The organism is Actinoplanes sp. CA-030573 (assembly GCF_050951115.1).
Lineage (GTDB): Bacteria > Actinomycetota > Actinomycetes > Mycobacteriales > Micromonosporaceae > Actinoplanes.
The window spans coordinates 4,770,069-4,795,756 of sequence record NZ_CP192038.1; the positions used below are offsets into that span (position 1 = coordinate 4,770,069).

A 25,688-nucleotide genomic window follows, 5' to 3' on the forward strand; every position below is an offset into this window, starting at 1 on the left:
TCGTAGCCAGGCCCTACTCTCACCCCACCCAGTGACGGGGTGGGGTGGGTTAAGGCGCCGAGTGGCACGTCCGAGGGTGGATGGGGCCGGGCGGACTTCATCCGCAGCGGGCGGAACCCTCCGCGGTGCCGCCGGCGCCTTCAGTGGTGGCGGCCGGCGGCCTTCAGCGGTGGCGATCGGCGGATCTCTGCGCTGGCGGCCCGCCAACCTCCCCGGCGCAAACCACGGCGAGCCCGATGACCGGTCCGGCGGCAGCGTCGGCCGGAGGTCGTCTCAGAGGGCGCGATCGAGCTTGCGAACCGCGGCGGCCGCGATGGTGTTCAAGTCGCGCTGGTCGTGGGGGCCCGCGTTGATCAGGATGATGGTCACGGCTACGCCGCGGCGGGCGATGGAGATCAGGCGGCCCTGGATGACCAGGTTGGTGGCGGCCGGGCGTACCGAGAAGCGGATTCCGGACGATGCGTCACCCAGGCGGGGGACCCGCATCGGGAACAGTTGCAACTGCGACTGCATGGCACCGTCGGGAGCGCCGTCGTTGAAGGCGTGGCAACGGCGCGGGGCGGCGGCGATTCCGGCGACGATCGCGCGGGCGGTGCGTGGGCCGGTGCCGGTCAGGGTCTCGAAGAGCATGGGGCCGGGGATGCCGCGCAGGAAGACGGCCTGGGCGGTGGGGGAGTGGCCGGGCGAGGCCACCCGGTGGTCGCAGATGTTGGTGTCGCCGCTGAGGTCGGAGACGGCCGACATGTAGCCGCTGCTCGACGGCGCGTAGCCGCGCGGGAGGTCGGAGGCGTCGAGCAGGGCGTCGCGCAGCTGGAACGGGCCGGGGGCGGGCGCGGCCTGGAACGGCGCGGACGCGGGGGCGGCCTGGAGCGGCGCGGATGCGGGCGCGGCCTGGAGCGGCGCGGACGCGGAGGCGGCCTGGAACGGCGCGGACGCGGGGGCGGCCAGGAGGGCGGCGGGCGCGGCCGGTGCCACGGGTACGGGGGCGGCGTGGGCGGGGACGGGCGCGAACAGGGCGATGCCAGCCATCAGCGCGGCGGCGGAAACGACCGGTTTAGTGCGAAATTTCGGCATCCGGCCACGGTAATGCGACCGAAGGGCGGACGGGGGGAGATCGGGCTCTTAAGGCACGCCCGGGTGACGGGTCGTCCAGGGGCAGCGAAGCGGGCACGGCCACCATGGACGGTGCCCGCGCCCGCATTCCGGCCGCAAGCCGGGAGCAACCGGGTGGTGGAGCGGCGGCTTCCGATCCACGACAAAGCGGAAGCCGCCGCTCGTACCGTTGCCGCCCTCCCCCTCGCTGGTGGCGACGGCACCCCGCGCGGGGGGTCGGCGCGTGGGATGCCGTCGGCCGGTGTCGTGGGGGTGGGCTGCTCCGCCGGAGCGATGCGCCGCCAGTTTTCTCCCTTCCTCGGGCGGGTGTCAGGCATGGTGGAGCTCCGGCGGACAACTGTGGAGGTGTGCCGGCTCAGCGAGCCGAGGCGAAGTGGTCGGCGATCCGGCGCAGCGCGGCGATGGTCTCGCGGTCGCGGCCCTCGTCGTCCTGGGTGGGCCAGGCGCTGCACTTGACGATCACGACGTCGGCCGACGGGTCGACGTAGAGGTACTGGCCGTGCACGCCGAGCGCGGTGAACGCGTCGAAGCTGGCGCTGCCCAGCGTCCACCACTGGTTGCTGTAGCCGTAGTGCGCGTAGCCGCTGGGGCCGAGCTGCCCGACCGCGAGCTGCGGCATCTCACTGCCCCGGCTCCGGCGTACCCACTCGGAGGGAACCACCTGCCGGCCGCCGGCGACGCCGTCGTGGATCATCAGCAGCCCGATGCGCGCGACGTCGCGCGGGGTCGCGTTGAGCGAGCCGCCGCCGATCGCGGTGCGCGGACGGCCGCGCGTGAGCCAGTAGAAGGCGTCGCGCTCGGCGCCGAGATGACGCCAGAGCCGGTCCGAGAGGTACGACGCGATGCTCATCTCGGTGGCGGCCTCGAGCACCCATCCGAGTATCTGCGTGTCGAAGGTGGAGTAGTTGAACCGCTCGCCGCCCGGCGCAGTACGCGGGGCCTGGCGCACGACCTCGAGGACACTTCCGCCTCCCATGGTGGCCTGCTCGAACCGCTTGATGCCGCTGTCCGGCACGTCCCACACCTCGAGGTCGCCGACCCCGCTGGTCATGGTCAGCAACTCGGCGACGGTGGTGTCCTCGTACGCCGTGCCGACGAAGTCCTTCCGGTAGTCCACGACGCGGTCGTAGATGTCGCCGATCGCGCCCTCGGCCAGCGCGATCCCGACCAGCAGCGAGGTGACCGACTTCGAGATCGAGAAGAGCTGCATGCGCGTACGGGGTCCGGCGAACACGCCCGGGTAGTACTCGTGGATGATCCGGCCGTGGTGCAGCACCAGGAACGCCGTGGTGTTGGTGCGCCGGTGCAACTCGTCGAGCGTGCGGTCGCGGCCCTCGAACCGGTACGTCAGGTCGAGGTGGTGCGGCTCGTAGGGGAGTGGCTCGCGCCGGTCGCCCCGGGCCACCCGCTCGGTCGGCATCAGCCAGTTCATGTGGGTGAAGGTCCACTCGTTGAACGGCCGCCGCATGAGCAGGTCACCCTGGCGTTCCCACCAGGAGGGGGGTTTGGCCGCGCGGGGAAACGCCGGCCTCTCGGTGGTGCTGGTCATTGTTACTCCCCGTGCTCAGTCGGTTGCTTAGTGCTCTCGAACAGTTCACGAAGAGGCGGGCCCTCCGGTTCATCGGCCCGTTCCAGATAGCTGTTCATCATGCCGAGGATCGCCATGCCGACCAGGTTCTCGCTGTCGCCGTCGCCGAGGATGCCGGCCGCCGGGTCGCCCATGTGCCGGATCGTGAAGCCCTCGATGATCGCGGCCAGGATGTTGGTGAACTGCTCCAGCGTGATGCCCTTGCGCAAGCGCAGCCCGCGCGACGCGATCGTCTGCTCGTAGACCTTGGCCCACGGCTCGAGCGCGCCGGCGTAGTTGCTGGCGATCGTCTCGTGGATGCCGTCGTTGCGGTCGGCCGTCGCGCAGACGATGAGCTGCAGGCGGAAGAGCGGCATCCGGCAGACGGCGAGGATCTCGTGGTACGCGGCCCGGTCCACGGCGCCGACGAAGTTCTCGTCGGTGGCCAGCCAGTCGCCCCGGGTCTCCAGCTCGGCACCGTACTGGGGGTCGTAGTTCATGGCGTGGAACAGGAAGGACAGCAAGTCGTTCAGGTAGTCGTCGTGGCTGGCCCAGGTCGAGCGGTAGGGGCCGGTGCCGCGCTGCCGCAGGAAGGGGGGTTCCAGGTCGGCCACCTCGCGGGATAGTGCACGCTCCGACAAGAAGTGCAAACCCGACCAGTACTCTTTCCGGCCGTCGCTGCGCGGGGTGCTCGTGGCCGGCGCGCCGAGGTGCCGCTCGACGAGATTTGCTCCCGCTTTGAGGTACGAAGCGACTTTCAACGAGTTCACCAAGGCGGCGCGGGTCGACTCCCGCACACCCTTGACCCGGGTGACGATGCCGGAAAAGTCCTGGCTGTAGGGGTAAGGCAGGTCTTTCTTGCCGTACGTCATGACCTGATTGTTGTCCGAATCCGTGACAACTCAAGTGCGCACGTGCGTAGTACTCGCAGGCTAGTCCTCGCCAATATCGAAAAGGCGCCGTAACTATTCGTGACCGGCTAATTGCGCTCCGAAATCATGCTACCCCTGAGCAGGGACTTCAGCGATTGTCGAGGCGGCGCCGCTCGCGCTGCTCCCGGGTGTAGCGCTTACGGTTGGCCAGATCGCGCTTCCACTGCTCGCGGGAGCTCTGGTCGGCGCCGTGCACCGCGCCCTTGGTCTGCGCGGGGCCGATCATCGAGCGGAACGCCCAGTCGTCGAAGGTCTGGTGCCACCACTGCTTGAACCTGCTCATCGCTGCCTCCCGCTCGCATCATTGGTACCCCAACCGTTGGCATACAAACTATCGGTAGGATGGGTACGAGCTGAAGGGAGCCGGCCGATGAGTGACGCGCTCGACACCGCGGACCCGCTGGCGCTGGAGGAGCAGGTCTGCTTCGCGCTGTCGGTGGCGGCGCGCGGCGTGGTGGCCGTCTACCGCCCGCTGCTCGAGCCGATGGGCCTGACCCACCCGCAGTACCTGGTGATGCTCGCGCTCTGGCAGCACGCGCCGCTGTCCGTGCGCCGGCTCAGCGAGCTGCTCCAGCTCGACCCGGGCACGCTGTCGCCGCTGCTCAAGCGGCTCGAGGCGATCGGCTACCTGCGGCGCGAGCGCAAGCCGGGCGACGAGCGGACGCTCGCGATCACGCTGACCGCGGCGGGGCGGGCGCTGCGGGCCGAGGCCGAGAAGATCCCGCCCGCGGTGGTGCAACGGCTCGGCATGCCGATCGAGGAGCTGAGACAGCTGCACGCCGCCCTGACCCGGGTCATCGCGGCGGCCCGATAGGGATGCGGATCGCCGCCTTCAACGTCGAGAACCTCTTCAACCGCGCGCGGGCGCTCGATCAGCGGAGCTGGTCGCTGGGCCGGCCGGTGCTCGAGGCGTACCAGCGGATCTGCTCCTTGCTCGAAGAGCCCCGGTACTCCGACGAGATCAAGCGGGAGATCCTGCGCGAGCTGGTACGGCTCGGGCTGCGCAACTCCGACACCGCCCCGTTCGCCCGGCTGCGGCAGAACCGGGGTCGGCTGCTGCGGCGCTCGCGCGACGGGCAGGTGCGGGTGATCGCCGACGGGCGGGCGGACTGGATCGGCTGGGTCGAGCTCACCACCGACCGCTGCGACGAGCTGGCTCTGGAGCACACCGCGCGGGTGTTGCGCGACGTCGGGGCGGACATCGTCGGGGTGATCGAGGCGGAGAGCCGGTTCGCGCTCAAGCGGTTCGCCGACGCCGGCGTCGTGACCAACGGCAAACCGCATTACCCGTACGTCATGGTGGTCGACGGCAACGACGAGCGCGGCATCGACGTGGGCGTGCTGGCCGCGACCGGGTTTCCGCTGGTCGGCCAGCGCACCCACGTCGACGACGCCGATGAGGTGGGGCGCGTCTTCAGCCGTGACTGCGCCGAGTACCACTTCCGCACGCCCGGCGGGCTGCCGGTCGCGGTCCTGGTCAACCACTTCAAGAGCAAGGGATACGGCGGGAAGGTCGCCTCCGACGCGATCCGCCGCCGGCAGGCCGTCCGGGTCGCGGCGATCTACCGCGAGCTGGTCGCCGGCGGCGTCGCGCACGTGGCGGTGGTCGGCGACCTCAACGACACCCCGGACAGCGAACCGCTCGCGCCGCTGCTGACCGGGACGGATCTGCGGGACATCTCGGCGCATCCGGCCTTCGAGGACGGCGGGCGGCCGGGGACGTACGGCTATTGCACCGCCCGCAACAAGCTGGATTACGTGTTGCTGTCGCCCGCGATGTTCGCCGCCGCCCGCGGTGGCGGCATCTTCCGCCGGGGCGTGTGGGGCGGCCGGCGCGGCCGGTTGTGGCCGATCTACCCGACGATGACGGCGGCCGTCCATGCCGGATCGGATCACGCCGCCATCTACGCCGACATCGACCTCGAGTAGTCACGGCCGCCGGTAAGCGCGGATCGACGGCAGCCGCATCGGGTTGATCGGCCGAACCCCCCACTCGGCTGATCATGCGGCCAGCCGGGCGGCGACGTCGAGCAGACCGGGTTCATCGAGGGATTCCTGCACGCAACGAGCGAACAGCCACTGGCGCAGCCGGTCGAGGTCGAGCTCCAGCAGGCCGGCCATCCGGCGGGTCAGGCCGGCCGGGTCGGCGGTCAGGCGCTGCTGGCAGTTGAGCAAGTGTTGCACCGGGTCGTAGCTGGGGTCGCCGAGGTAGGGCTTGGGGTCGATGGCCAGCCAGGGTTCGCGATCGGCGGCGAGGATGTTCCCGGCGTGCAGGTCCGTGGCCAGCAACACCTGCCGGTCGGCGGTGGCCGGCAGGGTGCCCAGCAGTTCGATCGCCTCACCGGCCGGCCCGGGACCGACCCGGCCGGGTTCGGCGGCCAGGCGCTGCTGGAACTCTGCCGCCCAGCTGTCGGCCATGACCTGCAACGGCCGGAACGTTCCAGGATCGGCGGGCGCCTGCCAGAGCCGTTTCAGCAGCCCGGCGACGACCCGGTCCTGCTCGGCCTCGGGCAGCGTCTCGCCCAGGGCGACGCCGGGTCGGCAGCGTTCCAGCAGCAGCACCGCCGTATCGGTGGTGGTCGCGTCCGCGTGCAGCCGTACCACGCCGTTGCCGTTCCAGGCGCGCAGCCCGGCGGCTTCGTCGCGGGCCTCGTCGTGCTGCCAGGCCAGCTTGAGCACCAGATCCAGGCCGTCGCGGTCGCGGGCCGGCGCCACCCAGGCGCTGCGGCCGCCCGGCTGGAACGGCGGCCCGAGCGTCAGCGACCAGCGTTCGGTGAACTCGCCGACGAGCCGCGGCAGGGCCGCCAGCCAGGCCACCCGCTGCGGCGACCGGTCCGAGCGGACGCTGTCGGCCAGATTCTCCGGCAGCACGAAGCCGGTGTCAGGAATCGGTTCACCGGCCGAGCTCGGCGGCGGTCTTCGCGCCACGCTCGCGCAGCCAGGCGATCACGTCGGTGGCGTCGCTGCGGAGGGCGGCGTCCAGCGGGGTCAGGTTCTCCCAGCCCGGGATCCGGTCGAGGTCGGCGCCCCGCTCGAGCAGGAACTGCGCGGCCGGCAACTGGCCGCCGTGGCACGCACCCCAGAACAGGTCGCCGACCTCGGCCGGCTGCGGCTGGGCAGGCCCGGCGAAGGACGTGCGGAGTTGGTCCAGCAGGCCGAGGGTCGCCGCGTGCCACGGCGTCGTGTGTGCGCCGCGTTCGACCAGCCGGCGCGCGGCCCGCCATTGCGCGAACGCGGTCGCGTCGTCCAGCGGTGTGCCGCCACCGATCACCGCACCCGGCGCGTCGATCTCCGCACCGGCGTCCAGCAGCGCGTCCAGCACGGCGACGTCGTCGCTGCTGGCCGCCCAGTGCAGCGGCGTCTCGGTGTGCGGGCCGGTGAACCGGGCGTTCACGTCCGCGCCCGCCGCAACCAGCGCCGCGACCGTGCCCGGCCCGTCCGGGTAGTGCCCGGGCCAATCCGTGGCTACGTGCAGCAAGGTTCGGGCCATGCCCCCGCCGGGGCCGCCGTCGTGGTCGCCGAGCCGGGCCGTGGCCAGCTCCGGCCGCTCGGCCAGCAGCCGCCGCAACGCCGGGACATCACCGGTGTGGATGGCCCTGACCGCGGCGACCGCCAGCGGATCTTCGGTGTCGAGAACGAGCACGTCGGCTCCCACGCCGCCCACCCTAGACCCCGCCGCTTCGGACGGCCCGGCACGCAACCGGGCGCTACTCGACGATGGTGATGACGTCGCGCGGGTCGCGGCGCGGGGTCGGGGGCGGGGGCGGCACGTCGGGCAGGTAGCCGAGCCGCACCACCAGGTACGGCTCGCCGATGCCGGCGATCAGCCCGCGGATCAGGTGGCGCGGCCACTCCACCTCGATCGCGTCGCTGATCAGGGAGCTGGACAGGCCGTCGGCGGTGGCCCGCAGCAGCAGCGCGGAGAGGGCCTCGCCGCCGCGCAGCAGGTCGGCCGGCTCCTCGGTGCGGCCGAAGAGGACCACGTAGGCCGTGCCCTTGTCGTGCAGGTCGCCCGGGGGCATGCCGCTCGGCGAGCCGGGCGTGAAGTCGCGCACCGGCACGCGGCGCAGGCCGGGCGACACGCCGGTCGCGGGCGGAACCCCGTCGCCGGTGAAGTCGGGGCGGTTCGTCCAGCGGTCGAGCTCCTCCCGGTACGCGGGGTCGTCCCGCTCGGCGTTGCCCGCCACCTCGGCGCTGATCGCCAGGTCGGTCACCTGCTCCGGGCGTACCACATGGAGATAGGCCCCCGCCTCCTCGACCAGCCGGCGGAGGACGGTGAGCTCGTCCTCCGGCACCGGCCGGTCACCGAAGGAGCGACGGTCGCTGTGCCGGCGGGTGATGGCCGAGAAGAGCGACCGGTCCGCCTCGGTGGCCTCGGCCGTGCCGGTCAGGCGCACGGTGGCCAGCAACGCCGGCTCCGCGGGGTCGGGAAGCAGGGAGACGGCCGCGGCGTGACCCGAGGCGGCCAGCGCGACCCGGGCGTGGTGCAGAGCGGCGCCGCAGCTCAGGTAGAGCAGCCGGCCCTCCTTGTCGACCGTGGTGAGGCGCCGCGAAGAGTCGGCGAACAAGGACATGGTGTCGCCGGTGATCCGCCACGACCACGGCTGGGTGTTGAAGACCGAGGGTGCGTGCTGGGCCGCCCGGGCGGCTTCTTCGAGCGCAGTCATGCCTCCACACTGGCGGACGGGCCGGCCCGGCGTTCAGGGCCGAAGGTCCCGAGTCAGCCGTTCAGCGGCGCCCGCCAGGTCAGCACCGTGCCGGTGCCGGCCGGGCCGGGCTCGATCGTGAACGTGCCGCCGAGGTCGGCGGCACGCTCGCTCATGTTCACCATGCCGCCGCGGGCCCCGGCCGGGTCGGCGCCGATCCCGTCGTCCTCGACCCGCAGCACCACCTCGTCGCCGGTCGCCCGCACCGCCACCCGCACCTCGGCGGCCCGGGCGTGGCGGGCGACGTTGGCGAGCGCCTCCCGCAGCACGGCCATCAGCTCGGGCACGATGTCGTGAGGGATCGCGCTGTCGACCGGCCCGATCGTGTCGAGCACCGGCCGGAACCCGAGCGAGCCGGCGGCGGCGTCCACCGTCTCGTGCAGCTCGGTGCGCAGCGACGGTCCCACCGGCGTACGCAACTCGAAGATCGACCGCCGGATGTCGCGGATCGTCGCGTCCAGGTCGTCGACGGCCGCGTTGATCCTTTTCACCGCCTCCGGCCGCGCCGCGTGCGGCACCGCGCCCTGCAGCTGCATGCCGGTCGCGAACAGCCGCTGGATCACCACGTCGTGCAGGTCACGGGCGATGCGCTCGCGGTCCTCCAGCACCGCGAACTGCTCGCGCTGCTCCTGGGCCCGGGCCCGGTCGAGGGCGAGCGCGGCCTGGCCGGCGAACGTGGACAGCAGCACCGCGTCCTCGGCGTCGGGCGCGCGGTCCACCGGCTGCGAGACGATCAGCATGCCGCGCAGCGTCTCGGCGGCGGTCAGCGGCGCGGTCAGGGCCGGGCCGTCGGGCACCGGGGCCGGCCACGCGGTGACCGCGCGCAGATTCGCCAGCACCTGGTACTTCTCCTGGTCGAAGGCGGCCGCCACCTGACGCCCGGCCAGCCCGTCGGCGCCCTCGGCGACCTCGATCGTGTAGCAGGCGAGCTCGTCGTCGTAGAGCAGCACCATCACCAGGTCGGCGCCCGAGACCTCGCGGGCACGGCGGGCGATCAGGCGCAGCGCCTCGGTACGGCGTACGGTGCCGAGCAGCACCCCGGTGATCTCGGCGGTCGCCGCCAGCCAGCGCTCCCGCCGCCGGGCCAGCGCGTAGAGGCGGGCGTTCTCGATCGCGACGCTGGCGGCGGCGGCCAGCGCCACCACGATCTCCTCGTCGTCGTCGCTGAACTCGGCGGCGCCCTTCTTCTCGGCCAGGTAGAGGTTGCCGAAGATCTGGTCGCGGGTGCGGACCGGGACGCCGAGGAAGCTGTGCATCGGGGGGTGGTGCGGCGGGAAGCCGTACGACCGGGGATGCTCGGTGATGTCCGGCAGGCGCACCGGGTGCGGGTCGGTGATGAGCAGGCCCAGCACCCCGCGGCCGTGCGGCAGGTCGCCGATCCGCGCGTGCGTCTCGGGGTCGATGCCGTACGTGATGAAGTCGACCAGCTCGGTGCGGTCGGCGCCGATCACGCCCAGCGCGCCGTATTTCGCGCCGGCCAGCGCGCACGCCGCCTCGACGATCCGCTGCAGGGTGCTGCGCAGGTCGAGGTCGGAGCCGATGCCGACCACCGCGTCGAGCAGGGCCCGCAGGCGCTCGCGGCTGGCCATCACGTCGCCGACCCGGTCGAGCATCTCCTGCAGCAGCTCGTCGAGACGCACCCGGGACAGGGGACTGAGCCCCAGCGAAGGCGGTTCGGACATGCCGCGAGGTTATCCGGCGAGCCGGGGCCCCGCACCGTCCGCGCCGGGTGAGCGCGCAACACGGGACCTTGGTCCCTTGGTGGGCGGGCGCCGGTCACGCGAGGATGGGCGGATGATCCGCGTGTTCCTGCTCGACGACCACGAGGTCGTCCGCCGTGGCCTCGTCGACCTGCTGCAGGCCGACGGCGACATCGAGGTCGTGGGGGAGTCGGGCTCGGCCCTGGAGGCGGCCCGCCGCATCCCGGCGCTGCGCCCCGACGTCGCGGTCCTCGACGCCCGGCTGCCCGACGGCAACGGCATCGACGTCTGCCGGGACGTGCGCGCCATCGACTCGACGATCAAGGGACTCATCCTCACCTCGTACGAGGACGACGAGGCGCTCTTCGCGGCGATCATGGCCGGGGCTTCCGGGTACGTGTTGAAGCAGATCCGTGGCACCGACCTGGTCGACGCGGTCCGGCGGGTCGCCGAGGGGCAGTCGCTGCTCGACCCGGCGGTCACGCAGCGGGTGCTGGAGCGGATCCGCAACGGCGTCGAGCAGCCGCGCGAGCTGGCCGGCCTGACCGACCAGGAGCGCCGCATCCTCGAGCTGATCGCCGAGGGCCTGACCAACCGGGAGATCGCCGGCCGGATGTTCCTGGCCGAGAAGACGGTGAAGAACTACGTGTCGAGCCTGCTGGCCAAGCTCGGCCTCGAGCGCCGCACCCAGGCCGCCATCCTCGCCACCCGGCTGCTCGGGGAGCGGAAAGCGGGACTTTAGGCCCGTCTTCAAGTTGCCGGGGCCTGCCGGTCGCCGCCCGGCGGCTGGCCGCGGGCCGGGCCCCGGTGCGCCGGCTGCGGCCCTCCTGGCCGTGCCGTCCCCGACCGCCGTGCCGTCCCCGATCGCCGTGCTGTCGCCGCCGTCGTCCGCTGCCGGCGGGACCGCACACGCTGTGTCTCACCGCGGTCAGCGCGGCCTGGGTCCCGGGGCCGCCGGTGGTCAGCGACTCTCGTTCACGCTGACGCCGGGCGCGCCGGCACCCGCCCTCGCCCCGGCGCCCTCGTCCTAAGTGGCGCGGTGGCCGCGGACCAGCGTGCCGTACGCCACCCACACCGGCTGGCCGCTGGCGTTGATGCCGGCCGCGAGGCGCACGCCCAGCACCACGTAGATGCCGCCCGCCGCCGGCCGATGGCGGAGCGCGTCGGCGTTCGCCCGGCGCGCGCGGTTCAGCGCCCGTTCCTCGAGGGCCTTGGTCGCCTCGGCGGCGGAGGCGGCGAGGGCCTGCACGAGACCGAGATACCGCTCCGGCACGTAGCCCTGCAGGTTGTCGACGGAGAGCAGGGTGACGGAGGCCGGTTCGCCGGGTTCCATGCCTCCAATGTAGGCGCGATCGCGGAACGGGAGACGCCGGCAGCGTGGGGGCTGCCGGCGTCTCGTGGTTCAGCGGATCAGGCGCGCGACCACTTCTGGTTCGAGCCGCCGGTGCAGTCCCACAGCTGCAGCTGGGCGCCGTTGGCGGTGTTGCGGTCCTTCACGTCCACGCAGCGGTTGGCGGAGACGTTCACCAGGTCGCCGGCGGCCGACAGGGTGAAGCGCTGGACCGGGTTGCCGTTGCAGGTGACCAGCTGGATCGGGGTGCCGTTGGTCAGGGCGCCGCCGGCCGGGTCCATGCACTTGCCCATCGCCCGCATGGTGCCGTCGCCGTTCGCGGTCCACTGCTGGGCGGCCGTGCCGTTGCAGTCCCAGGTCTGCAGGCGGGCGCCGTCGACCGGGTTCGCGCCGGGGATGTCGATGCAGCGGCCGCTGAGGCTGGACTTGAGCGCGTTGCCGCCGCTCGGCGGGGGCGGGGGCGTGGTGCCCGAGGTGCTGACGTGCACGTAGTCGATCAGCATCTTGCTCTCGGCCGGCAGGCTCGCCGGGTTGCCCTGGCCGAAGTTACCGCCGACCGCCAGGTTGAGGATGATGAAGAACGCGTGGTTGTAGACCCAGCTCACGTTGCCCTTGGCCGCCTGCAGCGAGGCCGGCGTGGCCCGGAAGTACTCCTGGCCGTCGACGGTCCAGACGATCAGGTTGGGCGACCAGTCCACGGCGTAGTTGTGGAAGGCCTGGTACCACGGGGAGCCGGCGACGAGCTGACCGCCGAACGAGTTGCCGCCGGAGTAGCCGGGGCCGTGCAGCGTGCCGAACAGCCGGTTGGGGTCCCGGCCGACGACCTCCATGATGTCGATCTCGCCGTCGGTCGGCCAGTTGCCGCCGCCGAGCATCCAGAAGGCGGGCCAGAGGCCGGAGCCGTTGGGGACCTGGATGCGGGCCTCGATGTGGCCGTACTGCTGGGTGAACTTGCCGGCGGTCTGGATGCGGCCCGAGGTGAACTGGCAGGTGCCGTTCCAGCAGTCGTTGTGGCCGCCGCTGCCCTTGCGGGCGGTGATGACCAGATGACCCTGGCCGTCCATCGCGACGTTGCTCGTGCCGCTGGTGTAGTACTGCAGCTCCTGGTTGCCGAAGCCGCTGCCGCCGGTGTCGAAGTTCCACTTCGACGTGTCGACGCCGGTGCCGGCCGCGCCGTTGAAGTCCTCGTTCCACACGACGGCGGCCTCGGCCGTGTCACTGCGGGAGGCGACGGTGAGCCCGGCGCCGAGGGCGACCACGACCGCGGCCGCCGCGACGAAAAACCTTGACTTACGCATGGGGGATGTCCTCCGGGGAGAGGGTCGATGCGATGGAGTCTTGGAAATTGGTTGCCATGCGTCAAGTCAGAAACGGGCTTATGGGAGGAACTTAAACAAACTTTAGATGCTTGGGGTACGGACGGGCACTCCCGGGCGCACGGACGGCCACGACCGGGTGGGCAGTCACCGGACCAGCTCGGCGGTGCGGGCGCGCGACCCGTACACCAGCAGGGTCAGGAAGACGCCGTAGACCGGCAGGTGGCCGAGCATCTCGGTGCCGCCGAACAGCAGCAGCGTGGCGTTGAACGGTATGCCGGCGACCAGGACGGCGACCTGCGGCAGCGCGCCGGAGATGACCAGCAGGCCGAAGAGCAGCTCGGTGGCGCCGGCGACGGTGATGAAGGTGTCGGCCAGCAGGTGGATGCCGGCCAGGGCGAAGACATCCAGGTGCGGGAACATCCGCGGCGTCTCGCGGGCCAGGGCCGGGTTGGCCAGCTTCTCGGTGAAGGCCAGCGTGATCAGCGCGCCACCGGCCCCCAGCCGGAGGGCGAGCAGCCCGCGCCGCAGCGCCACGGCGTCCACCTCGACCCGGCCGAACGCGGCGTCGGACGGCGGCACGAAGGCCAGGAACACGGCGACACCGAGCAGGTCCATCGCCGACAGCAGGCCGACCGGGCCGGTCACCAGGAGCGCGAGCGGGCCGGCCAGGGCGAGCAGTACGGCGGCCGGGCGCAGCCGGATGCCGGTGATGAACCAGACGCCGAGGGCCCCTTCCAGCAGCAGCATGGTGGCGCCCCGGGTCACGTGGCCGACCTCGAGGTCATGGGTGAGGAAATGCCCGGAGACGGCGGCGGCCAGCAGCGAGACGCCGAGATGGATGGCGAGCAGCCGGGGCACGTACGGCACGAGCCGGCCCAGGAAGCCGAGAACCCGGAGCAGGACGCCGGCCGTCGCCGGGCCAGCACCGGACCCGGCGAATCGGCTAACGTCTGTCCGGTTCCGTCCGATAGTGGAACGCGACGCGGGCTCGTCGAGCGCGACCACAACGGGAGGCAAGATGGCTGCTGACGCCGGAACCACCGGGGCGACCGCCCGCTGGATGGCGGTCGGGCACTCGTCCGCCCCCGACTCGTACGCGGCGGGCCTCGAAGCCACCCGTGCGGCGATCGAGGGCGACGCGCCGCGGCTGCTGCTCGTCTTCGCCGGCATCGCGCACGACCCGCGCCGCCTGGCCGAGGGGATCGCGGCGGCGGCGCCCGGCGTGCCGGTCATCGGCTGCTCGACCCACGGGGAGATCAACGCCGGCGGACCGCACGACGGGACGGTCGTGGTGACCGCGCTCGGCGGCAGCGGGTTCTCGGTCTCGACGGCGTCGGTCGGCGAGATCACCGACCGGCAGCGCGAGGCGGGCGCCGAGGTGGCCGGCTGCGTCGCCGCGGTGGCCGACCGGCCGTACCGGGTGCTGCTGTTGCTCACCGACGGCCTCGCGCGTGATCAGGAAGCCGTCCTCCGCGGCGCCTACGGCGTGCTCGGCGCCGGCGTGCCGCTCTTCGGTGGCGCGGCCGGCGACGGATGGCGGATGTCCGGCACCTTCCAGCTGCACGGTGACCAGGTGTTCAGCAACGGCGTGGTGGCGGCCTGCATCGGCTCGGACGCGCCGATGGCGCTCGGCATCGACCACGGCTGGCGGCCGGCCGGGGAACCCCTGGTGGTGACCCAGAGCGGCGACGGCCGGGTCCTGGAGCTCGACGACGCGCCGGCCCTGGACGCCTATCTCGAGCGGCTCGGCGCGCCCGAGGAGGTCTACCACGACAAGCTCGCGCTGCAGCATTACGTGCTCAGCCGGCCGCTGGGCGTGCAGCGCCGCGGCGGCGTCGAGGTGCGCAACATGAGCACCGAGGTCGACACCGACGGGCGCACCATCGGCGGCGGCGGTGACCTCGCGCTCGGCGCCCTCGCGTACGCGATGGAGGGTGACGTGGAGTCGGTGCTGACCGCCTCGGCGCAGGCCTGCCGCTCGGCGATCGACCAGCTCGGCGGGGCGACCCCGGTCGGGCTGCTCACGCTCAGCTGCGCCGCCTGCCGCGCGGTGCTCGGCGACGAGGGCATCGCGCAGGAGGGCGCACGCATCGCCGAGCAGGCGGGCAGCATCCCGTTCGCCGGCTTCTACACCTACGGCGAGATCGCGCGTACCAAGGGAATCAACGGTTTTCACAACCAGACCATGGTCGTTCTCGCCTTCGCCTAGGAGCTCGCGATGCCCGACCCATCGACGCAGGCGCAGGACCTGGTGGAGCTGCTCGCCGTCGTGTCCAGTTGCGACGATGAGCAGACCGCCATCCGGGCCGCCGTGGAGCGCGCGGCCGAGACGTTGCAGGCGGAGATCTGTGGTCTCGTCGTCGGCGGTGCCGTGGTGACCGCCGTCGGGTTGCCGGCCGGCTCGCCCGACTATCGGGTGCTCGCGACGGTGCGGCCCGGGCGGGGTGGAACGATGCCGCTGCCGGGCCTGCCGCCGTGCGCGACCGGCGCGGCCATGCTCGGCCGGCCCGACGAGGGCATGCTGGTGCTGGGCCGGTGGGAGGAGCCGTTCTCGGTCGCCGAGCACAATCTGATCCGCGGCATGGCGCGGGTGCTGGGACTGACCTTGCGCATGCTGCGCACGCTGCAGACGCAGCGGCGGCAGGAAAGACTCATGCGGCACCTGTACGAGATACAGCGGTCGCTGTCCCGGCGGGTGCCCCTGGATCAGGTGCTGAGCACGACGCTGGCCGCGGTGACCGACGTGATCGGCGGACCGGCCGAGCTGTGGCCGGCCGGCGGCGGCAGTGCCGTCACCCGGGACGCCGCCACGCTCGCCGCCACCGTGACCCGTACCAACGCCGCCCTGGACTTCGCCGACGACCGCGGCCGCGCCGGCACCGCCGTGCCGGTGCACGAGCACGGGCGTACCGTCGGCGCGCTCGCCGCCGTCCCACCCGCCGGCCGCGCGCTCGACGACGCGGACCGGGAGAACCTGCTGCTCTTCGCCGAGCAGGTCAGCCTGGCCCTGTCCGACGCGAAGACCGCGCAGGACATGGAGGCCGCGCGCCGCGACGGACTGACCGGGCTCGCCGGCCGCGCGTTGTTCCACGAGCGACTGCAGCGGCACCTGACCGACGGGAGCGGCGCCGGGCAGGTCGCGCTGCTGTTCGTCGACCTCGACCGGTTCAAGGCCGTGAACGACACCCTCGGCCACGCGGCCGGTGACCTGCTGCTGGTGGAGGTCGCCCGGCGGCTGCTCGGGGCGGTGCGGGAGGGCGACATGGTCGGCCGGCTGGGCGGCGACGAGTTCGCCGTCGTGCTGTCGCCGGCGTGCGAGAAGGACGCGGCCGAGGTGGCCGCCCGCATCATCGACGAGGTGTCCCGGCCGTACCCGATGGCCGACGGCCGCACCGCCGAGGTCGGCGCCAGCGTCGGGATCGCGCTCGCCACCGGCGACGACGAGGACCGTGACCTGATCCGCCGGGCCGACGTGGCGATGTACGCCGCGAAGCGGTCCGGGCGCGGCCGCTGGATCGTGTTCCGGCCGGACGCGCCCGGCGACCCGCTCCACGCCGGGATCCCCGCGGCGGGCGGTCTCGTCGCCGCCTGACATCGCTCACCCCCGGCGGCGCCGCACGGCCATCACCAGGCCGACGAGGGAGAGCAGGGCGGCCACGGCCTCGGCGACCGCGGACGGAATCTTGCCGCCCACGTGCCAGGTGTTCTCGTAGAGGTTCGGCAGCGGGCCCAGCTGACCCACGTTCACATACGTGTAGAGCGTGACCGCGATCGCCGCGCTCCCCGCCACCAGCAGCGACAGCAGCCAGGTGACGATCGCCGGCCGGATCAGCAGCAGCACCGCGACCACGATCGCGACGACCGCCTGGATCCGGAACAGTGTGCCCTCGGTCATCACCGAGGACTTGAAGCCGTCGTACGAGGCGGCGTAGTGCAGATGGACGTAGCCGTCGACGCCGAGCAGCGCGGCCGTGACCACCGCGAGGATGCGCTCCCCGGCGGAGACACCGGCGCGGGCGGTGGTGGCGTGGACGGCGGGTGAGCGGGAAGCATGATCGGTCATCGTCCGACCTCCTTAGTGCGGTCTTCCTCTCGCACCCCCGAACGCCGTCCGGCCGGATCCGGTTCATGATCCTCTGCGCCGCCCGCCGCGCCTTCATAAGATGAGTCGATGTCCGTCGGCACCGGGACGAGCACCCCGCGCTGGGTGAGCCGCCTCGTCATCCTGTGGGGCGTGCAGCTGGTCGACGTCCTCGTCGTCACCAGCGTCATCCCGGCGATTCCGGCGATGCTGGCCGCCACCGGGGCGCCGCGCGGGGCGGCCACCCTGCTGTCGGCCTCCGCCGCGATGGCGTTCGCCGGGCTCTTGCTGCTCAGCGCCCGGCTCGGCGACCGTTTCGGGCACCGCCGGATCCTGGTGGCGGGGTTGGTCGTCTTCGGCCTCGCGGCGGTGACCGGCGGCACCGCGCACTCGGTCGGTCAGCTGGTCGTGGCCCGGATCGGGCAGGGCGTCGCCGCCGCGCTGTGCGTGCCGGCCGCGATGTGGGCGTTGCTGCGGCTGAGCCCCGAACCCGGCCGGCGGCGCACGGCGCTGGCCGGGTGGAGCGCGGCCGGTGCCGCGGCCGGCGTCCTCGGGTACGTGGTCGGCGGCGGCCTGACCGAGCTGCTGGGCTGGTCATGGGTCTTCTGGATCAACGTGCCGATCACCGGCCTCCTGATCGCCGGCGTGGTGCTGCTGGTGCCCGCGGACACGGCCGACGACGGCGTACGCCTCGACGTGTGGGGCGCGGTGCTGCTGACGACCTCGGTGATGGCCCTGGTCGGCGCGGCCGCCGTGCTGCAGGACGGTGCGGCCGGGTGGGGCGTGGCCGGCCTGCTCGCCGGGGCGGTGCTCGGCGTGCTGTTCGCCGTCCAGCAGGGACGCGCGGCCGAGCCGCTGGTCGCCCGGTCGAGCCGGCGCGATCCGCACCTGCGGGCCGGGGTCGGGGCGTCCTTCGTGAACACGGCGACGACCAGCGGCATCGCCATCGTGGTGGTGCTGATCCTGCAGGACGACCTGGGTCTGTCGCCGGCGGTCGCCGCCGTGGTGATGATGCCGTTCAGCGTGGCGGTGGTGATCGGATCGCTCGCCTCCCGCCTGCCGGCGCTGGCCACCGGCTCGGTGCGGCCTACCGTGCTGGGCCTGCTGGCGATCTCCGCCGGCGGCCTGATCCTCGCGATCCGGCACGACCAGGTCGCGGCGATCGTGACCGCCATCGCGGTCGCCGGCGTCGGCCTCGGCTTGGCCTCGGTCGGCGCGACGTCACTCGGTACGACGAAGGTCGAGAGTGGCCGGTCCACCGCGGGGCGCGGCGGGCGGTCCGGTGTGGAGGGTTCGGGGCCGCCCGGCGCCGACAGCGCCGCGGTCGGGCTGCTCAACACCGCCGCCCAGCTCGGCAACGCCCTCGGCGTGGCCGCCCTGCTCGCCCTGCTGGCGCTGCCGCGGGGCGGGGCGAGCGCCGCGTTCCTCCTGGCGGCCGCGGCCGGACTGGGCACGGCCCTCGCGGTCCGCCGCTCCTCGGCGCGCTTCGCAACCCACTAGGCGGCGCGATCCCTACCGGTCGCCGGCGTCGACCACGATGCCCAGCGCGCGGGCGAAGACGTACGACAGCTCGAGAAGGTCTTCGGGGTGCACGACGGCGCCCTCCCAGCTGGTGATGCCGCCGATGCCCGACAGCTCGCACCGCCGGAACCGGGCCCCGGCCATGGTGGCCCGATGGAACTGGGCGCCGGTCAGATCGCAGCCGGTGAAGCTCGCGCCCCGCAGGTCGGCCTCGGTGAAGTCGGCGCCGGCCAGGTTGCAGTCGCGAAAGGTCACCACGTCGAAGCGGGCGAACCGCCAGTTCGTCAGGTCGGCCTTGCAGTCGGCGAACGCGACGTCGGAGAACAGCCCGTCGTACGCGGCCAGGCCGGTCGCCCGGCAGCCGGTCAGCGTCACCCGCTCGAGCCGCGCCTTCTCGGCCCGCAGGTTCGACAGGTCGGACACCTCCACCCGGCAGTCGACGAAGCGCACACCCGGCAGGTGCGCGCCGGCGAGCCCGGTCCGCCGGAAGCCGCAACGGTCGAACACGATCGCCTCGGCCTCGGCGCCGGCCAGATCGGCGTCGTCGTAGGCGGTGGTCTCGACCGTCTGCTCGTGCTCGAGCTCGAGCTGGAGTTCGCCGGCTGCCTGCAGCTCGGCCGGCGTCCTCGGCTCGCGGGGCGGCCCGGAGCGGGGACGGCGGTTCACGGCGCCTCGTCGATTCACCACCCGGACACCCTACGGGCCGGCAACCGCCTGTGGACGACGGGCAAGAAATGTCGTAGGCCAGCCGTATCGTCACCCCACCCAGTTACGGGTGGGGTGGGTTATGGCGCCGATCCTCACGCGGTTCAAAAGGTGATCTAGTCGTCGCGACCCAACCTCGCGTCCCGGCCATACGTCATGGGCTCAGGGATGTGAGGAGGTGTCACGAATGGCCGACCGGCTTCGGCGGGGCGTTGCCGCCCTCGTTCTGTGCCTCGGTGTGGCCGCCTGCGACACGGCGCCGAATACTGCTGGTGCCGCGGCGGGCGGTGGCGCGGGCGAGGCGGCGACGGGCAGCCACACGAGGGCGGCGGGCGCGGGCTCAGCGGCGGGCGGGGACTCGGAGGCCGGCGGGGGCTCGGCGGCGGATGCGAGCGGTGGCTTGGAGGCGGGCGCGGGCTCGGCGGGGGATGCGGGTTCAGCGGCGGGCGCGGGCTCGGCGGCGGATGTGGGTTCGGCGGCGGGTGGCCTACCTGCTGTGCGGATCACCTACCCGGCGCATGGGCACCAGGAGTGGGCGGTCGCGCCGGCCGGGGAGACGGTGGGGGACGAGGGGCGGCTGCTGCGCTACCGGGTCGCCGTCGAGAGGGACATCGACGGGGTCGGCGCGGGTGCCTTCGCGGAGATGGTGTCGGAGACGCTCGGGGACGCGCGCGGCTGGACGGCGGGCGGGAAATTTCGCTTCCGGCGGGTCGGGCCGGGGCAGCGTGCCGACTTCACGGTCTATCTGGCCACGCCGGACACGCGCGACAAGCTCTGCGCCGAAGGGACCGACGGATATACCTCCTGCCGCAACGGCGGCAACGTCGTGCTCAACGTCGCCCGGTGGGTCAAAGGCGTTCCGCGGTACGGCGCGGGCAGTCTCGCCACCTATCGGCAGTACATGGTGAACCACGAGGTCGGGCACAAGCTCGGCAACGGCCACCAGCTCTGCCCCGGTCCGGGGCGGGCGGCGCCGGTCATGCAGCAGCAGACGCTCGGACTGCACGGGTGCCGGCCCAACCCGTGGCCCTACCCGGACGGCCATCGCCTGTACGCGGGCCGCTCCGGCACCTACGACGATCCGCTCCCGCACCGCGACACCGGCACCCGCTGAAAGCCGCGACACCGGCCCCCGCTCCAAGCCGCGACACCGGCTCCCACACGTACCCGCGAAGGGTCTCAGCCGATCTTTGAATTTGTGATCTTCGGATCGCCGGAGCCCAGGTAGAAGACGCCGGGGAAGGTCTGGAACTTGTCGCCCTTGTTGGAGCGCAAGGTGGAGTTGCGGATCACCAGCGTGCCGGTGCGGTCGTTGCTGACGAAGAAGATCGCGCTGCCGCCCTCGTTGGCGCGGTTCTTCTCGATCAGCGTGCCGTCGAGGGTGAGCGTGAACCGGTCCCCGTCCAGGTAGATCGCGCCGCCGCTGCCGCCGCCGGGGGTGCCCGCGCGGGCCGGGTTCGCGCCGTTGCCGACCGCCGAGTTGCCGGAGAAGAGGCTGTTCAGCACCGTCCAGGAGACGCCGATGCTGCTCAGCGCCGACCCGTTCGAGCAGACGCCGCCGGTGAAGGTGCTGCCCACGACGTAGACCGGGCTGTCGCCGCCCTGGTCGAGCACCCGGATCGCCGCTCCGCCGAGGTCGGGGCCGGTGCGGTCGCACCGGTTGCCGGTGAACCGCGAGTTGACGACCTTGAGGTGACCGCCGCGCTGGAAGATCGCCCCGCCACCGCCGCCGTCGGTCGTGTCGCCGGTGCTGTTGCCGTTGGTGAACACCAGGTTCTGCACCGTCACCCTGGGCGTCTCCTGGTCGTTGCAGTGCGAGGTCGTCCAGCCCAGCGCCTCGTCGCAGGCGTTGACGTAGAGGATGCGCCGCTTGCCGCCGCCGCTGAGGGTGACCCGGCCGCCGCCGTCGAGCACGACCGGGGAGTGCGCGTTCTTGACCTTGGCCGTGGCCGTCATCGTGATGGTGACCGGGTCGGGACCGCAGTCGAACGTGATGATGCCGCCGGCGGCCACCGCCTTGACCACCGCCGCCGAGGTGCAGCTGGCCGCCGTGCCGGTCCCCACCGTACGGTCGGGCTTGCTCGTGTCCACCGCCTTGGCCGCGGCCGGAATCGTCGCGTGCCCACCCGGATTGCCGGGTTTCGGAAGGGTCTTGGGTTTCGCGGCGGCCGACTTCGACGGCGCGGCGGATGTCGGCGGCGCGCTCGAGGCCGGGGCCGACGCCGGCGCCCCGGAAGCCGGCAAAGCGGACACCGCCGGGGAGCTCGGGTCGACCAGCAGCGGGCCCGCGCCCGAAGTGCCCGAAGTGTCCGACGAGCCGGAGTGACAGGCGCTGACCAGGATCAACAGGGTGATGGCGAGGGCCGCTCGAATCCGCACCGGGCGATGGTACTGACCCGTCCGGCAATGGTCATCGTGCCCGCGTGCCGAGATTCCGATAATGGGCCGATGATCGACGTGAGCGGGTACCTGCGGCGGCTGCGGCTGGGGCATCTCAAGGGCGCGGCGCCCAGCGAGGCGGGTCTGGTCGCGCTGCATCGGGCGCATGCGGAGCTGGTGCCGTACGAGAATCTGGAGATCTGGCTCCGGCGTCCGACAACCGTGGCGCCGGCCGAGTCGGTGGCCCGCATCGTGCGCGGCCGCGGCGGGTACTGCTTCCACCTCAACGGCGCGTTCTCGGCGCTGCTGATCGCGCTCGGTTACCGGGTGACGCGGCACTTCGGCGGGGTGCAGAGCCACGGGCGGCCGGCCGAGGTGACCGGGAACCACCTGGTGCTGACGGTCTCCGGCCTCGGCCCGCACGATTGGCTCGTCGACCTCGGCATGGGCGACGGCATCCACGAACCCCTGCCGCTCACGGTGGGTGAGTTCCGGCAGGGTCCTTTCCGGTACGCGTTGAGAGCGTCGGACATCGCGCCGGACGGCTGGCGGTTCGACCACGACCCCGCGGGCGGTTTCGCCGGTTTCGACTTCCACGGCGCAGCGACCGAGATGGCAGCCTTCACCGACATGCACCGATATTTGGAGACATCACCGGAGTCGGGATTCGTCCGCACCGCGACCGCCTTCCGCCGGGACGCGGACGGGGTGGACGGGTTGCGCGGCTTGACGCTGACCCGGTGGGCGGAGGAGAGCGTCACGCGGGTGCTGGAGTCCGAGACCGACTACTTCACCGCCCTGGCCGACATCTACGGCCTGACACTCGACGACGTGACGCGCCCCGAGCGCGCCGACCTCTGGCGGCGCCTGGTGGCCGCACACGAGGCGTGGCTGGCCGATCGGCCGGTCCCTGGGTCGGGTGCGTGACAGGCGGTGATCGGATCACTGCTCACGCGCGACAATCGCAGTTCAGGGGCGCCCTAGGCGGGAGCGGGTGAAGCATCGATGCCCGGAAAGCTGGAGATTGCACTCGTCGCGCACAACGATCGATATGACGACGACGATCCGCGGTGGCATGCCCAGACCGCGGCGCTCGTCCACGACCTGCGCGCCGAGGCCGGCTCGGTGCGCCTGGACCGCACGCCGGTGCCGGGGACGAAGGGCGCGGCCGACCAGCTCATCCTGTCGCTGGGCTCGGCCGGGGCGTTCAGCGTCGCCGTTCAGCTGCTCGGCACCTGGCTGAAGCGGGACCGGCACCGGTCGGTGGAATTGACCTTCACCGACGCCGCGGGCAACCGGCGGACCGTGCGCGCGTCGGCCGAGAACGCCGGCACGGACTCCCTGGCGCCCCTGATCGAGGCCGCCTCGGAGCTCGCCCGGGAGCCCTGATGACGTACCGGGCGCTGCTCATCGGCAACAGCGTGTTCGACGCCGACGCCGGCCTGAACCCGCTCAACGCCCCGACGAAGGACGTCGCCCGCCTGCATCGGGCGCTGGTGGACCAGGCCACCGGGCTGTTCGCCGAGGAGCACGTCCGGCTGGTGATCGAACGCGGTTCGGACGATCTGCTCGACGAGCTGGACACCTTCTTCTCCGCAGCCGACCGTGACGACCTGCTTCTTCTCTACTACAGCGGGCACGGCCTGCTCGACGACCGCAACCAGCTGTACCTGTGCGGCCGCAACACCCGGTCCGACAAGCTGCTGCGGACGGCGGTCAGCAACGTACGGATCAACGAGTTCATCGAGCAGTCGGTGGCCCGCTGCACCGTGATCATCCTGGACTGCTGCAGCAGCGGCATGTTCAAGGGCGGGGACGTGTCCGCCCCGCTCGCCGGTCCGGGACGGTACGTCGTGTCCAGCACCCGCGGCGCGGCGCTGGCCAACGACGCGGCGCTGGCCACCGGCACCAGCCTGTTCACCGAGCACCTCGTCACCGGCCTGCTCGGTGCCGCGGACGACCGGGACGGCGACGGCTTCCTCGATCTGCGGGAGGTCTTCGACTACGTACGGACGAAGCTGACCGCCACCACGAAGCAGATCCCACATTGCCGGTTCGACGGCGACGCGGCGGTCATGCTGGCCCGGCGGCCGGTCACGCAGCCCTCGGCCGCCATTGCCAGGGTCCGGACCGGCGACCCGGCGTTCGTGCTGTCCGAGAACGTGGTCACGCTCCAGGATGTCGGCGCGGACGAACGACTCGCCCCGGAGGTCATCGACATCTACCCGCTCACCGATGCCGCGGTGGACTGCACGGCTGTCACCGACGCCGGCTGGCTGCACGCCGAGGTGCGCGGCGGGCAGTTGATGATCGATCTCCGGCCACGGCCCGGCCACAACCGCGGCAAGATCGTGGTGCGCGACCGCCGGTCGGGAACGGCGCAGGTGGTGCGGGTGCACGTCACCGTCGACCGCGGCGGCCCGGCCGCGGCGCCACCGAAAGGCCCCGAGCCCCCGGCGCCCCGGCCGGGATCACCGGCCCGGGATGGGCCGGTCCGGGACGAGTCGGTTCGGGACGAGCCGGTTCGGGACGAGCCGGTCCGGGACGAGCCGGTCCGGGACGGGCCGCGCCGGGACGAGCCGCGCCGGGACGAGCCGGCCCGCGCCCTGGGGCGGGTGCCGATGCCGGCCGCCGTCGAGCCTCCGACCACTCCGGTGCCGCGACTCACTGCCGTGCCACCGCCCACGGCCGTGCCGAAGCCGACCAGTGTGCCGCCGGCCGCCACCGAGCCACCCCCGGCCGTGCCGGCGCCGACCACTGCGGCGCCGGCCACCACCGGGCCGGCCACCACCGGGCCGGCCACCACCGGGCCGGCCACCACCGGGCCGGCCACCACCGGGCCGGCCGCAGGGGTGCAATCGACCGTTGCCATGCCGCGGACCGCCATCGAACCGCCGGCCGCTGTCCTGCCGCCCGCCCCACCGGGCGGCGGAAGCGGTGGAGGCAGCGGGGGCCGGCGGAGGCGCTGGCGGTGGCCGGTCGCGGCCGCCGGGGCCGTTCTGCTCATCACCGGCACCCTCGGGCTACTGGCGCACTCGGACGATCAACCGTCCGACGTCATCACGCAGGTCCCTCAGCTGGTCGGTCTGGACCGGGCGGCGGCCGAGGCGATGCTGAGGGCAAGGGGCCTGACGCCGGCCGTCGTTCCCGCGCCGGTGGGCAGCGCCTGCAAGCCGGGAGCGGTGGTCGCGCAGGACCCGCCTCCCGGTCGGGCGGCCGGCCGCGGGACTCAGGTCAGCGTCACCGTGTGCGGGACGGCGTCGACGCCGACCACCACCGTCACGCCGTCGACCGCTGCGACCACGAGTCACGGCGGCAACCGGCAGATCACCGTGCCCGGGCTGAGCGGCACGTGCAAGTCGGCCAAGACGGCTCTGCGTGCGCGCGGGTTGTTCGGCCGATGCGAGGAGACGGACAGCACCGCCGAACGAGGAACGGTCGTCGGCTCCCGGCCACGGCCCGGCACCTCGGTGGACGCCGGATCGACCATTGTCATCCTGGTAGCGAAAGGCCCCGATCCCCCCACGGACTGCCGAGTTCCGAGCGTCATCGGCAGGGACGACGAGAGCGCCCGGTCGGAGTTGGACGTCGCCAACTTGCGGTCGAGCCGGCAAGAGGTCGAGGCCGATCAGCCGGCCGGCACCGTGGTCGGGCAGGACCCGGCGGCCGGGACGGAAGTCGCCTGCGGTTCGACCGTGACCTTGTCGGTGTCCAAGGGCGGCCCTACATCGTCTCCTCCACCGGGCGGCGGAGGAGGCGGCTGATTGCCGGCCTTGACGCGGGCGCGAGCGTGCCGGCCGCAGGCGTCCGGTCCGGCGTCGGCCCATCCCCGCCAAGCGGTGGAACGGCAGGACCGGAACCCGCGCCATGCACGGCTCATCTCGTTCCCTCCCACGCTTCCAGCCTGGTCGCGTGCGGGGCCGTGCGGCAGGGCCGGAAGTCCCGGCGGGACGGGAGGAAGAGCCGGACCGGGCCGGGGTCAGCGGCGTGCGCGCCGGTCCGACGCCGCGTAGGACGCGGCGGCGGTCAGGGCCGAGACGGCGAGCACCGACGGCCAGGAGCCGATCCGCCGGGCCAGCGGGTGCGACAGGCCGAACGCCCCGACATAGGTCGCGACCAGCGCCCCGGTCACGGCCGGGCTGGTGGTGCGCGCCCACTCCTGGCCGGCCACGACGCCGCCGGCGGCCAGGACGAGGCCGCCCAGCGGGCGGATGCCGGTGCGCCGGGCCAGCTGCCAGCCGCCGATGAGAGAGCCGGCCGTGATCGCCGCGGTGGGAAGACGCATGAGCCGAACCTACACCGGGCGCGACGGGC

Annotated in this window: 25 protein-coding genes; 10 read left to right on the forward strand and 15 right to left on the reverse strand. The window is 72.9% G+C overall.

The window, feature by feature from the left end:
* Positions 1-273: 273 nt before the first annotated feature.
* The 4 genes from ACQP2F_RS22120 to ACQP2F_RS22135 form a co-directional block, all read right to left on the reverse strand.
* Positions 274-1,074: a hypothetical protein gene (locus tag ACQP2F_RS22120; RefSeq protein ID WP_433306930.1), complete on the reverse strand. Its 801-nt coding sequence runs from the start codon at positions 1,072-1,074 to the stop codon at positions 274-276.
* A gap of 394 nt (positions 1,075-1,468) precedes the next feature.
* Positions 1,469-2,662, reverse strand: a complete 1,194-nt coding sequence (locus tag ACQP2F_RS22125) for a serine hydrolase domain-containing protein (protein WP_433306932.1) — start codon at positions 2,660-2,662, stop codon at positions 1,469-1,471.
* A 2-nt stretch (positions 2,663-2,664) separates the two neighbouring features.
* The gene (locus tag ACQP2F_RS22130; protein WP_433306934.1) at positions 2,665-3,552 is read right to left on the reverse strand and encodes a hypothetical protein; all 888 of its coding nucleotides are present in this window, start codon (positions 3,550-3,552) and stop codon (positions 2,665-2,667) included.
* A gap of 148 nt (positions 3,553-3,700) precedes the next feature.
* Positions 3,701-3,895, reverse strand: a complete 195-nt coding sequence (locus tag ACQP2F_RS22135) for a hypothetical protein (RefSeq protein ID WP_433306935.1) — start codon at positions 3,893-3,895, stop codon at positions 3,701-3,703.
* Between the two features lie 87 nt (positions 3,896-3,982).
* On the opposite strand from ACQP2F_RS22135, the gene ACQP2F_RS22140 reads away from it, so the two are divergent.
* The gene (locus tag ACQP2F_RS22140) at positions 3,983-4,426 is read left to right on the forward strand and encodes a MarR family winged helix-turn-helix transcriptional regulator (protein WP_433306936.1); all 444 of its coding nucleotides are present in this window, start codon (positions 3,983-3,985) and stop codon (positions 4,424-4,426) included.
* Positions 4,427-4,428: 2 nt separating this feature from the next.
* Positions 4,429-5,541: an endonuclease/exonuclease/phosphatase family protein gene (locus ACQP2F_RS22145; protein ID WP_433306938.1), complete on the forward strand. Its 1,113-nt coding sequence runs from the start codon at positions 4,429-4,431 to the stop codon at positions 5,539-5,541.
* 72 nt (positions 5,542-5,613) lie between these two features.
* Here the strand turns inward: ACQP2F_RS22145 and ACQP2F_RS22150 are convergent, their stop codons facing one another.
* The 4 genes from ACQP2F_RS22150 to ACQP2F_RS22165 are packed head-to-tail and all read right to left on the reverse strand — an operon-like array spanning position 5,614 to position 10,000.
* Positions 5,614-6,483, reverse strand: coding sequence for an aminoglycoside phosphotransferase family protein (locus tag ACQP2F_RS22150; RefSeq protein WP_433306940.1), 870 nt, complete (start codon positions 6,481-6,483; stop codon positions 5,614-5,616).
* Between the two features lie 22 nt (positions 6,484-6,505).
* On the reverse strand, positions 6,506-7,267 hold the full coding sequence (locus ACQP2F_RS22155) for an ankyrin repeat domain-containing protein (protein ID WP_433306942.1): 762 nt from the start codon (positions 7,265-7,267) through the stop codon (positions 6,506-6,508).
* A 52-nt stretch (positions 7,268-7,319) separates the two neighbouring features.
* On the reverse strand, positions 7,320-8,279 hold the full coding sequence (locus ACQP2F_RS22160) for an Acg family FMN-binding oxidoreductase (RefSeq protein ID WP_433306944.1): 960 nt from the start codon (positions 8,277-8,279) through the stop codon (positions 7,320-7,322).
* Between the two features lie 53 nt (positions 8,280-8,332).
* A complete protein-coding gene (locus tag ACQP2F_RS22165; protein WP_433306946.1) occupies positions 8,333-10,000 on the reverse strand; it encodes a GAF domain-containing protein in 1,668 nt (555 codons plus the stop codon).
* Between the two features lie 112 nt (positions 10,001-10,112).
* Between ACQP2F_RS22165 and ACQP2F_RS22170 the strand changes: the two genes are divergently transcribed.
* Positions 10,113-10,760, forward strand: a complete 648-nt coding sequence (locus ACQP2F_RS22170) for a response regulator (RefSeq protein WP_433306948.1) — start codon at positions 10,113-10,115, stop codon at positions 10,758-10,760.
* Positions 10,761-11,045: 285 nt separating this feature from the next.
* Here the strand turns inward: ACQP2F_RS22170 and ACQP2F_RS22175 are convergent, their stop codons facing one another.
* The 3 genes from ACQP2F_RS22175 to ACQP2F_RS22185 all read right to left on the reverse strand — a co-directional run bounded on the left by ACQP2F_RS22175 (position 11,046) and on the right by ACQP2F_RS22185 (position 13,555).
* Positions 11,046-11,351 (reverse strand): hypothetical protein, encoded by a 306-nt coding sequence (locus ACQP2F_RS22175; RefSeq protein WP_433306951.1) that lies wholly within the window; start codon positions 11,349-11,351, stop codon positions 11,046-11,048.
* A 77-nt stretch (positions 11,352-11,428) separates the two neighbouring features.
* A complete protein-coding gene (locus ACQP2F_RS22180; RefSeq protein WP_433306953.1) occupies positions 11,429-12,667 on the reverse strand; it encodes a ricin-type beta-trefoil lectin domain protein in 1,239 nt (412 codons plus the stop codon).
* A 165-nt stretch (positions 12,668-12,832) separates the two neighbouring features.
* Positions 12,833-13,555 (reverse strand): hypothetical protein, encoded by a 723-nt coding sequence (locus tag ACQP2F_RS22185; RefSeq protein WP_433306954.1) that lies wholly within the window; start codon positions 13,553-13,555, stop codon positions 12,833-12,835.
* 151 nt (positions 13,556-13,706) lie between these two features.
* On the opposite strand from ACQP2F_RS22185, the gene ACQP2F_RS22190 reads away from it, so the two are divergent.
* Together ACQP2F_RS22190 and ACQP2F_RS22195 are read left to right on the forward strand one after the other, a co-directional pair.
* Positions 13,707-14,897, forward strand: a complete 1,191-nt coding sequence (locus ACQP2F_RS22190) for an FIST signal transduction protein (protein ID WP_433306956.1) — start codon at positions 13,707-13,709, stop codon at positions 14,895-14,897.
* A 9-nt stretch (positions 14,898-14,906) separates the two neighbouring features.
* Positions 14,907-16,280 (forward strand): diguanylate cyclase domain-containing protein, encoded by a 1,374-nt coding sequence (locus ACQP2F_RS22195; RefSeq protein ID WP_433306958.1) that lies wholly within the window; start codon positions 14,907-14,909, stop codon positions 16,278-16,280.
* A gap of 6 nt (positions 16,281-16,286) precedes the next feature.
* Here ACQP2F_RS22195 and ACQP2F_RS22200 read toward each other — a convergent pair whose 3' ends face one another.
* Positions 16,287-16,751: a hypothetical protein gene (locus ACQP2F_RS22200; protein ID WP_433306960.1), complete on the reverse strand. Its 465-nt coding sequence runs from the start codon at positions 16,749-16,751 to the stop codon at positions 16,287-16,289.
* A gap of 108 nt (positions 16,752-16,859) precedes the next feature.
* Between ACQP2F_RS22200 and ACQP2F_RS22205 the strand changes: the two genes are divergently transcribed.
* Positions 16,860-18,269, forward strand: a complete 1,410-nt coding sequence (locus tag ACQP2F_RS22205; RefSeq protein WP_433306962.1) for an MFS transporter — start codon at positions 16,860-16,862, stop codon at positions 18,267-18,269.
* Between the two features lie 12 nt (positions 18,270-18,281).
* Here ACQP2F_RS22205 and ACQP2F_RS22210 read toward each other — a convergent pair whose 3' ends face one another.
* Entirely contained in the window at positions 18,282-18,956 is a 675-nt protein-coding gene (locus ACQP2F_RS22210) for a pentapeptide repeat-containing protein (RefSeq protein ID WP_433306964.1), read from the reverse strand.
* 535 nt (positions 18,957-19,491) lie between these two features.
* Here ACQP2F_RS22210 and ACQP2F_RS22215 point away from each other — a divergent pair.
* Complete coding sequence (locus tag ACQP2F_RS22215) at positions 19,492-20,109, forward strand: DUF3152 domain-containing protein (RefSeq protein WP_433306965.1); 618 nt, start codon at positions 19,492-19,494, stop codon at positions 20,107-20,109.
* Positions 20,110-20,174: 65 nt separating this feature from the next.
* On the opposite strand, the gene ACQP2F_RS22220 is transcribed toward ACQP2F_RS22215, so the two are convergent.
* On the reverse strand, positions 20,175-21,374 hold the full coding sequence (locus tag ACQP2F_RS22220) for a hypothetical protein (protein ID WP_433306967.1): 1,200 nt from the start codon (positions 21,372-21,374) through the stop codon (positions 20,175-20,177).
* A 69-nt stretch (positions 21,375-21,443) separates the two neighbouring features.
* On the opposite strand from ACQP2F_RS22220, the gene ACQP2F_RS22225 reads away from it, so the two are divergent.
* The 3 genes from ACQP2F_RS22225 (at position 21,444) to ACQP2F_RS22235 (ending at position 25,138) form a co-directional block, all read left to right on the forward strand.
* Positions 21,444-22,301 (forward strand): arylamine N-acetyltransferase family protein, encoded by an 858-nt coding sequence (locus tag ACQP2F_RS22225; protein WP_433306969.1) that lies wholly within the window; start codon positions 21,444-21,446, stop codon positions 22,299-22,301.
* A 78-nt stretch (positions 22,302-22,379) separates the two neighbouring features.
* A complete protein-coding gene (locus tag ACQP2F_RS22230) occupies positions 22,380-22,763 on the forward strand; it encodes an effector-associated constant component EACC1 (protein WP_433306971.1) in 384 nt (127 codons plus the stop codon).
* Positions 22,763-25,138 (forward strand): caspase, EACC1-associated type, encoded by a 2,376-nt coding sequence (locus ACQP2F_RS22235; RefSeq protein WP_433306972.1) that lies wholly within the window; start codon positions 22,763-22,765, stop codon positions 25,136-25,138. Before ACQP2F_RS22230 ends, ACQP2F_RS22235 begins: the two co-directional genes overlap by 1 nt.
* A gap of 215 nt (positions 25,139-25,353) precedes the next feature.
* Here the strand turns inward: ACQP2F_RS22235 and ACQP2F_RS22240 are convergent, their stop codons facing one another.
* Positions 25,354-25,659, reverse strand: coding sequence for a hypothetical protein (locus tag ACQP2F_RS22240; protein ID WP_433306974.1), 306 nt, complete (start codon positions 25,657-25,659; stop codon positions 25,354-25,356).
* Positions 25,660-25,688: the final 29 nt, after the last annotated feature.

Excerpts from the sequence above, each read along its gene's own strand:
- ACQP2F_RS22170 (WP_433306948.1), top strand. The coding sequence starts at position 10,113 with ATGATCCGCGTGTTCCTGCTCGACGACCACGAGGTCGTCCGCCGTGGC.
- ACQP2F_RS22140 (WP_433306936.1), top strand. The coding sequence starts at position 3,983 with ATGAGTGACGCGCTCGACACCGCGGACCCGCTGGCGCTGGAGGAGCAG.
- ACQP2F_RS22125 (WP_433306932.1), bottom strand. The coding sequence starts at position 2,662 with ATGACCAGCACCACCGAGAGGCCGGCGTTTCCCCGCGCGGCCAAACCC.
- ACQP2F_RS22195 (WP_433306958.1), top strand. The coding sequence starts at position 14,907 with ATGCCCGACCCATCGACGCAGGCGCAGGACCTGGTGGAGCTGCTCGCC.
- ACQP2F_RS22240 (WP_433306974.1), bottom strand. The coding sequence starts at position 25,659 with ATGCGTCTTCCCACCGCGGCGATCACGGCCGGCTCTCTCATCGGCGGC.
- ACQP2F_RS22145 (WP_433306938.1), top strand. The coding sequence starts at position 4,429 with ATGCGGATCGCCGCCTTCAACGTCGAGAACCTCTTCAACCGCGCGCGG.
- ACQP2F_RS22175 (WP_433306951.1), bottom strand. The coding sequence starts at position 11,351 with ATGGAACCCGGCGAACCGGCCTCCGTCACCCTGCTCTCCGTCGACAAC.
- ACQP2F_RS22130 (WP_433306934.1), bottom strand. The coding sequence starts at position 3,552 with ATGACGTACGGCAAGAAAGACCTGCCTTACCCCTACAGCCAGGACTTT.
- ACQP2F_RS22180 (WP_433306953.1), bottom strand. The coding sequence starts at position 12,667 with ATGCGTAAGTCAAGGTTTTTCGTCGCGGCGGCCGCGGTCGTGGTCGCC.
- ACQP2F_RS22165 (WP_433306946.1), bottom strand. The coding sequence starts at position 10,000 with ATGTCCGAACCGCCTTCGCTGGGGCTCAGTCCCCTGTCCCGGGTGCGT.
- ACQP2F_RS22230 (WP_433306971.1), top strand. The coding sequence starts at position 22,380 with ATGCCCGGAAAGCTGGAGATTGCACTCGTCGCGCACAACGATCGATAT.
- ACQP2F_RS22205 (WP_433306962.1), top strand. The coding sequence starts at position 16,860 with ATGTCCGTCGGCACCGGGACGAGCACCCCGCGCTGGGTGAGCCGCCTC.
- ACQP2F_RS22190 (WP_433306956.1), top strand. The coding sequence starts at position 13,707 with ATGGCTGCTGACGCCGGAACCACCGGGGCGACCGCCCGCTGGATGGCG.
- ACQP2F_RS22135 (WP_433306935.1), bottom strand. The coding sequence starts at position 3,895 with ATGAGCAGGTTCAAGCAGTGGTGGCACCAGACCTTCGACGACTGGGCG.
- ACQP2F_RS22225 (WP_433306969.1), top strand. The coding sequence starts at position 21,444 with ATGATCGACGTGAGCGGGTACCTGCGGCGGCTGCGGCTGGGGCATCTC.
- ACQP2F_RS22120 (WP_433306930.1), bottom strand. The coding sequence starts at position 1,074 with ATGCCGAAATTTCGCACTAAACCGGTCGTTTCCGCCGCCGCGCTGATG.
- ACQP2F_RS22200 (WP_433306960.1), bottom strand. The coding sequence starts at position 16,751 with ATGACCGATCATGCTTCCCGCTCACCCGCCGTCCACGCCACCACCGCC.
- ACQP2F_RS22160 (WP_433306944.1), bottom strand. The coding sequence starts at position 8,279 with ATGACTGCGCTCGAAGAAGCCGCCCGGGCGGCCCAGCACGCACCCTCG.
- ACQP2F_RS22235 (WP_433306972.1), top strand. The coding sequence starts at position 22,763 with ATGACGTACCGGGCGCTGCTCATCGGCAACAGCGTGTTCGACGCCGAC.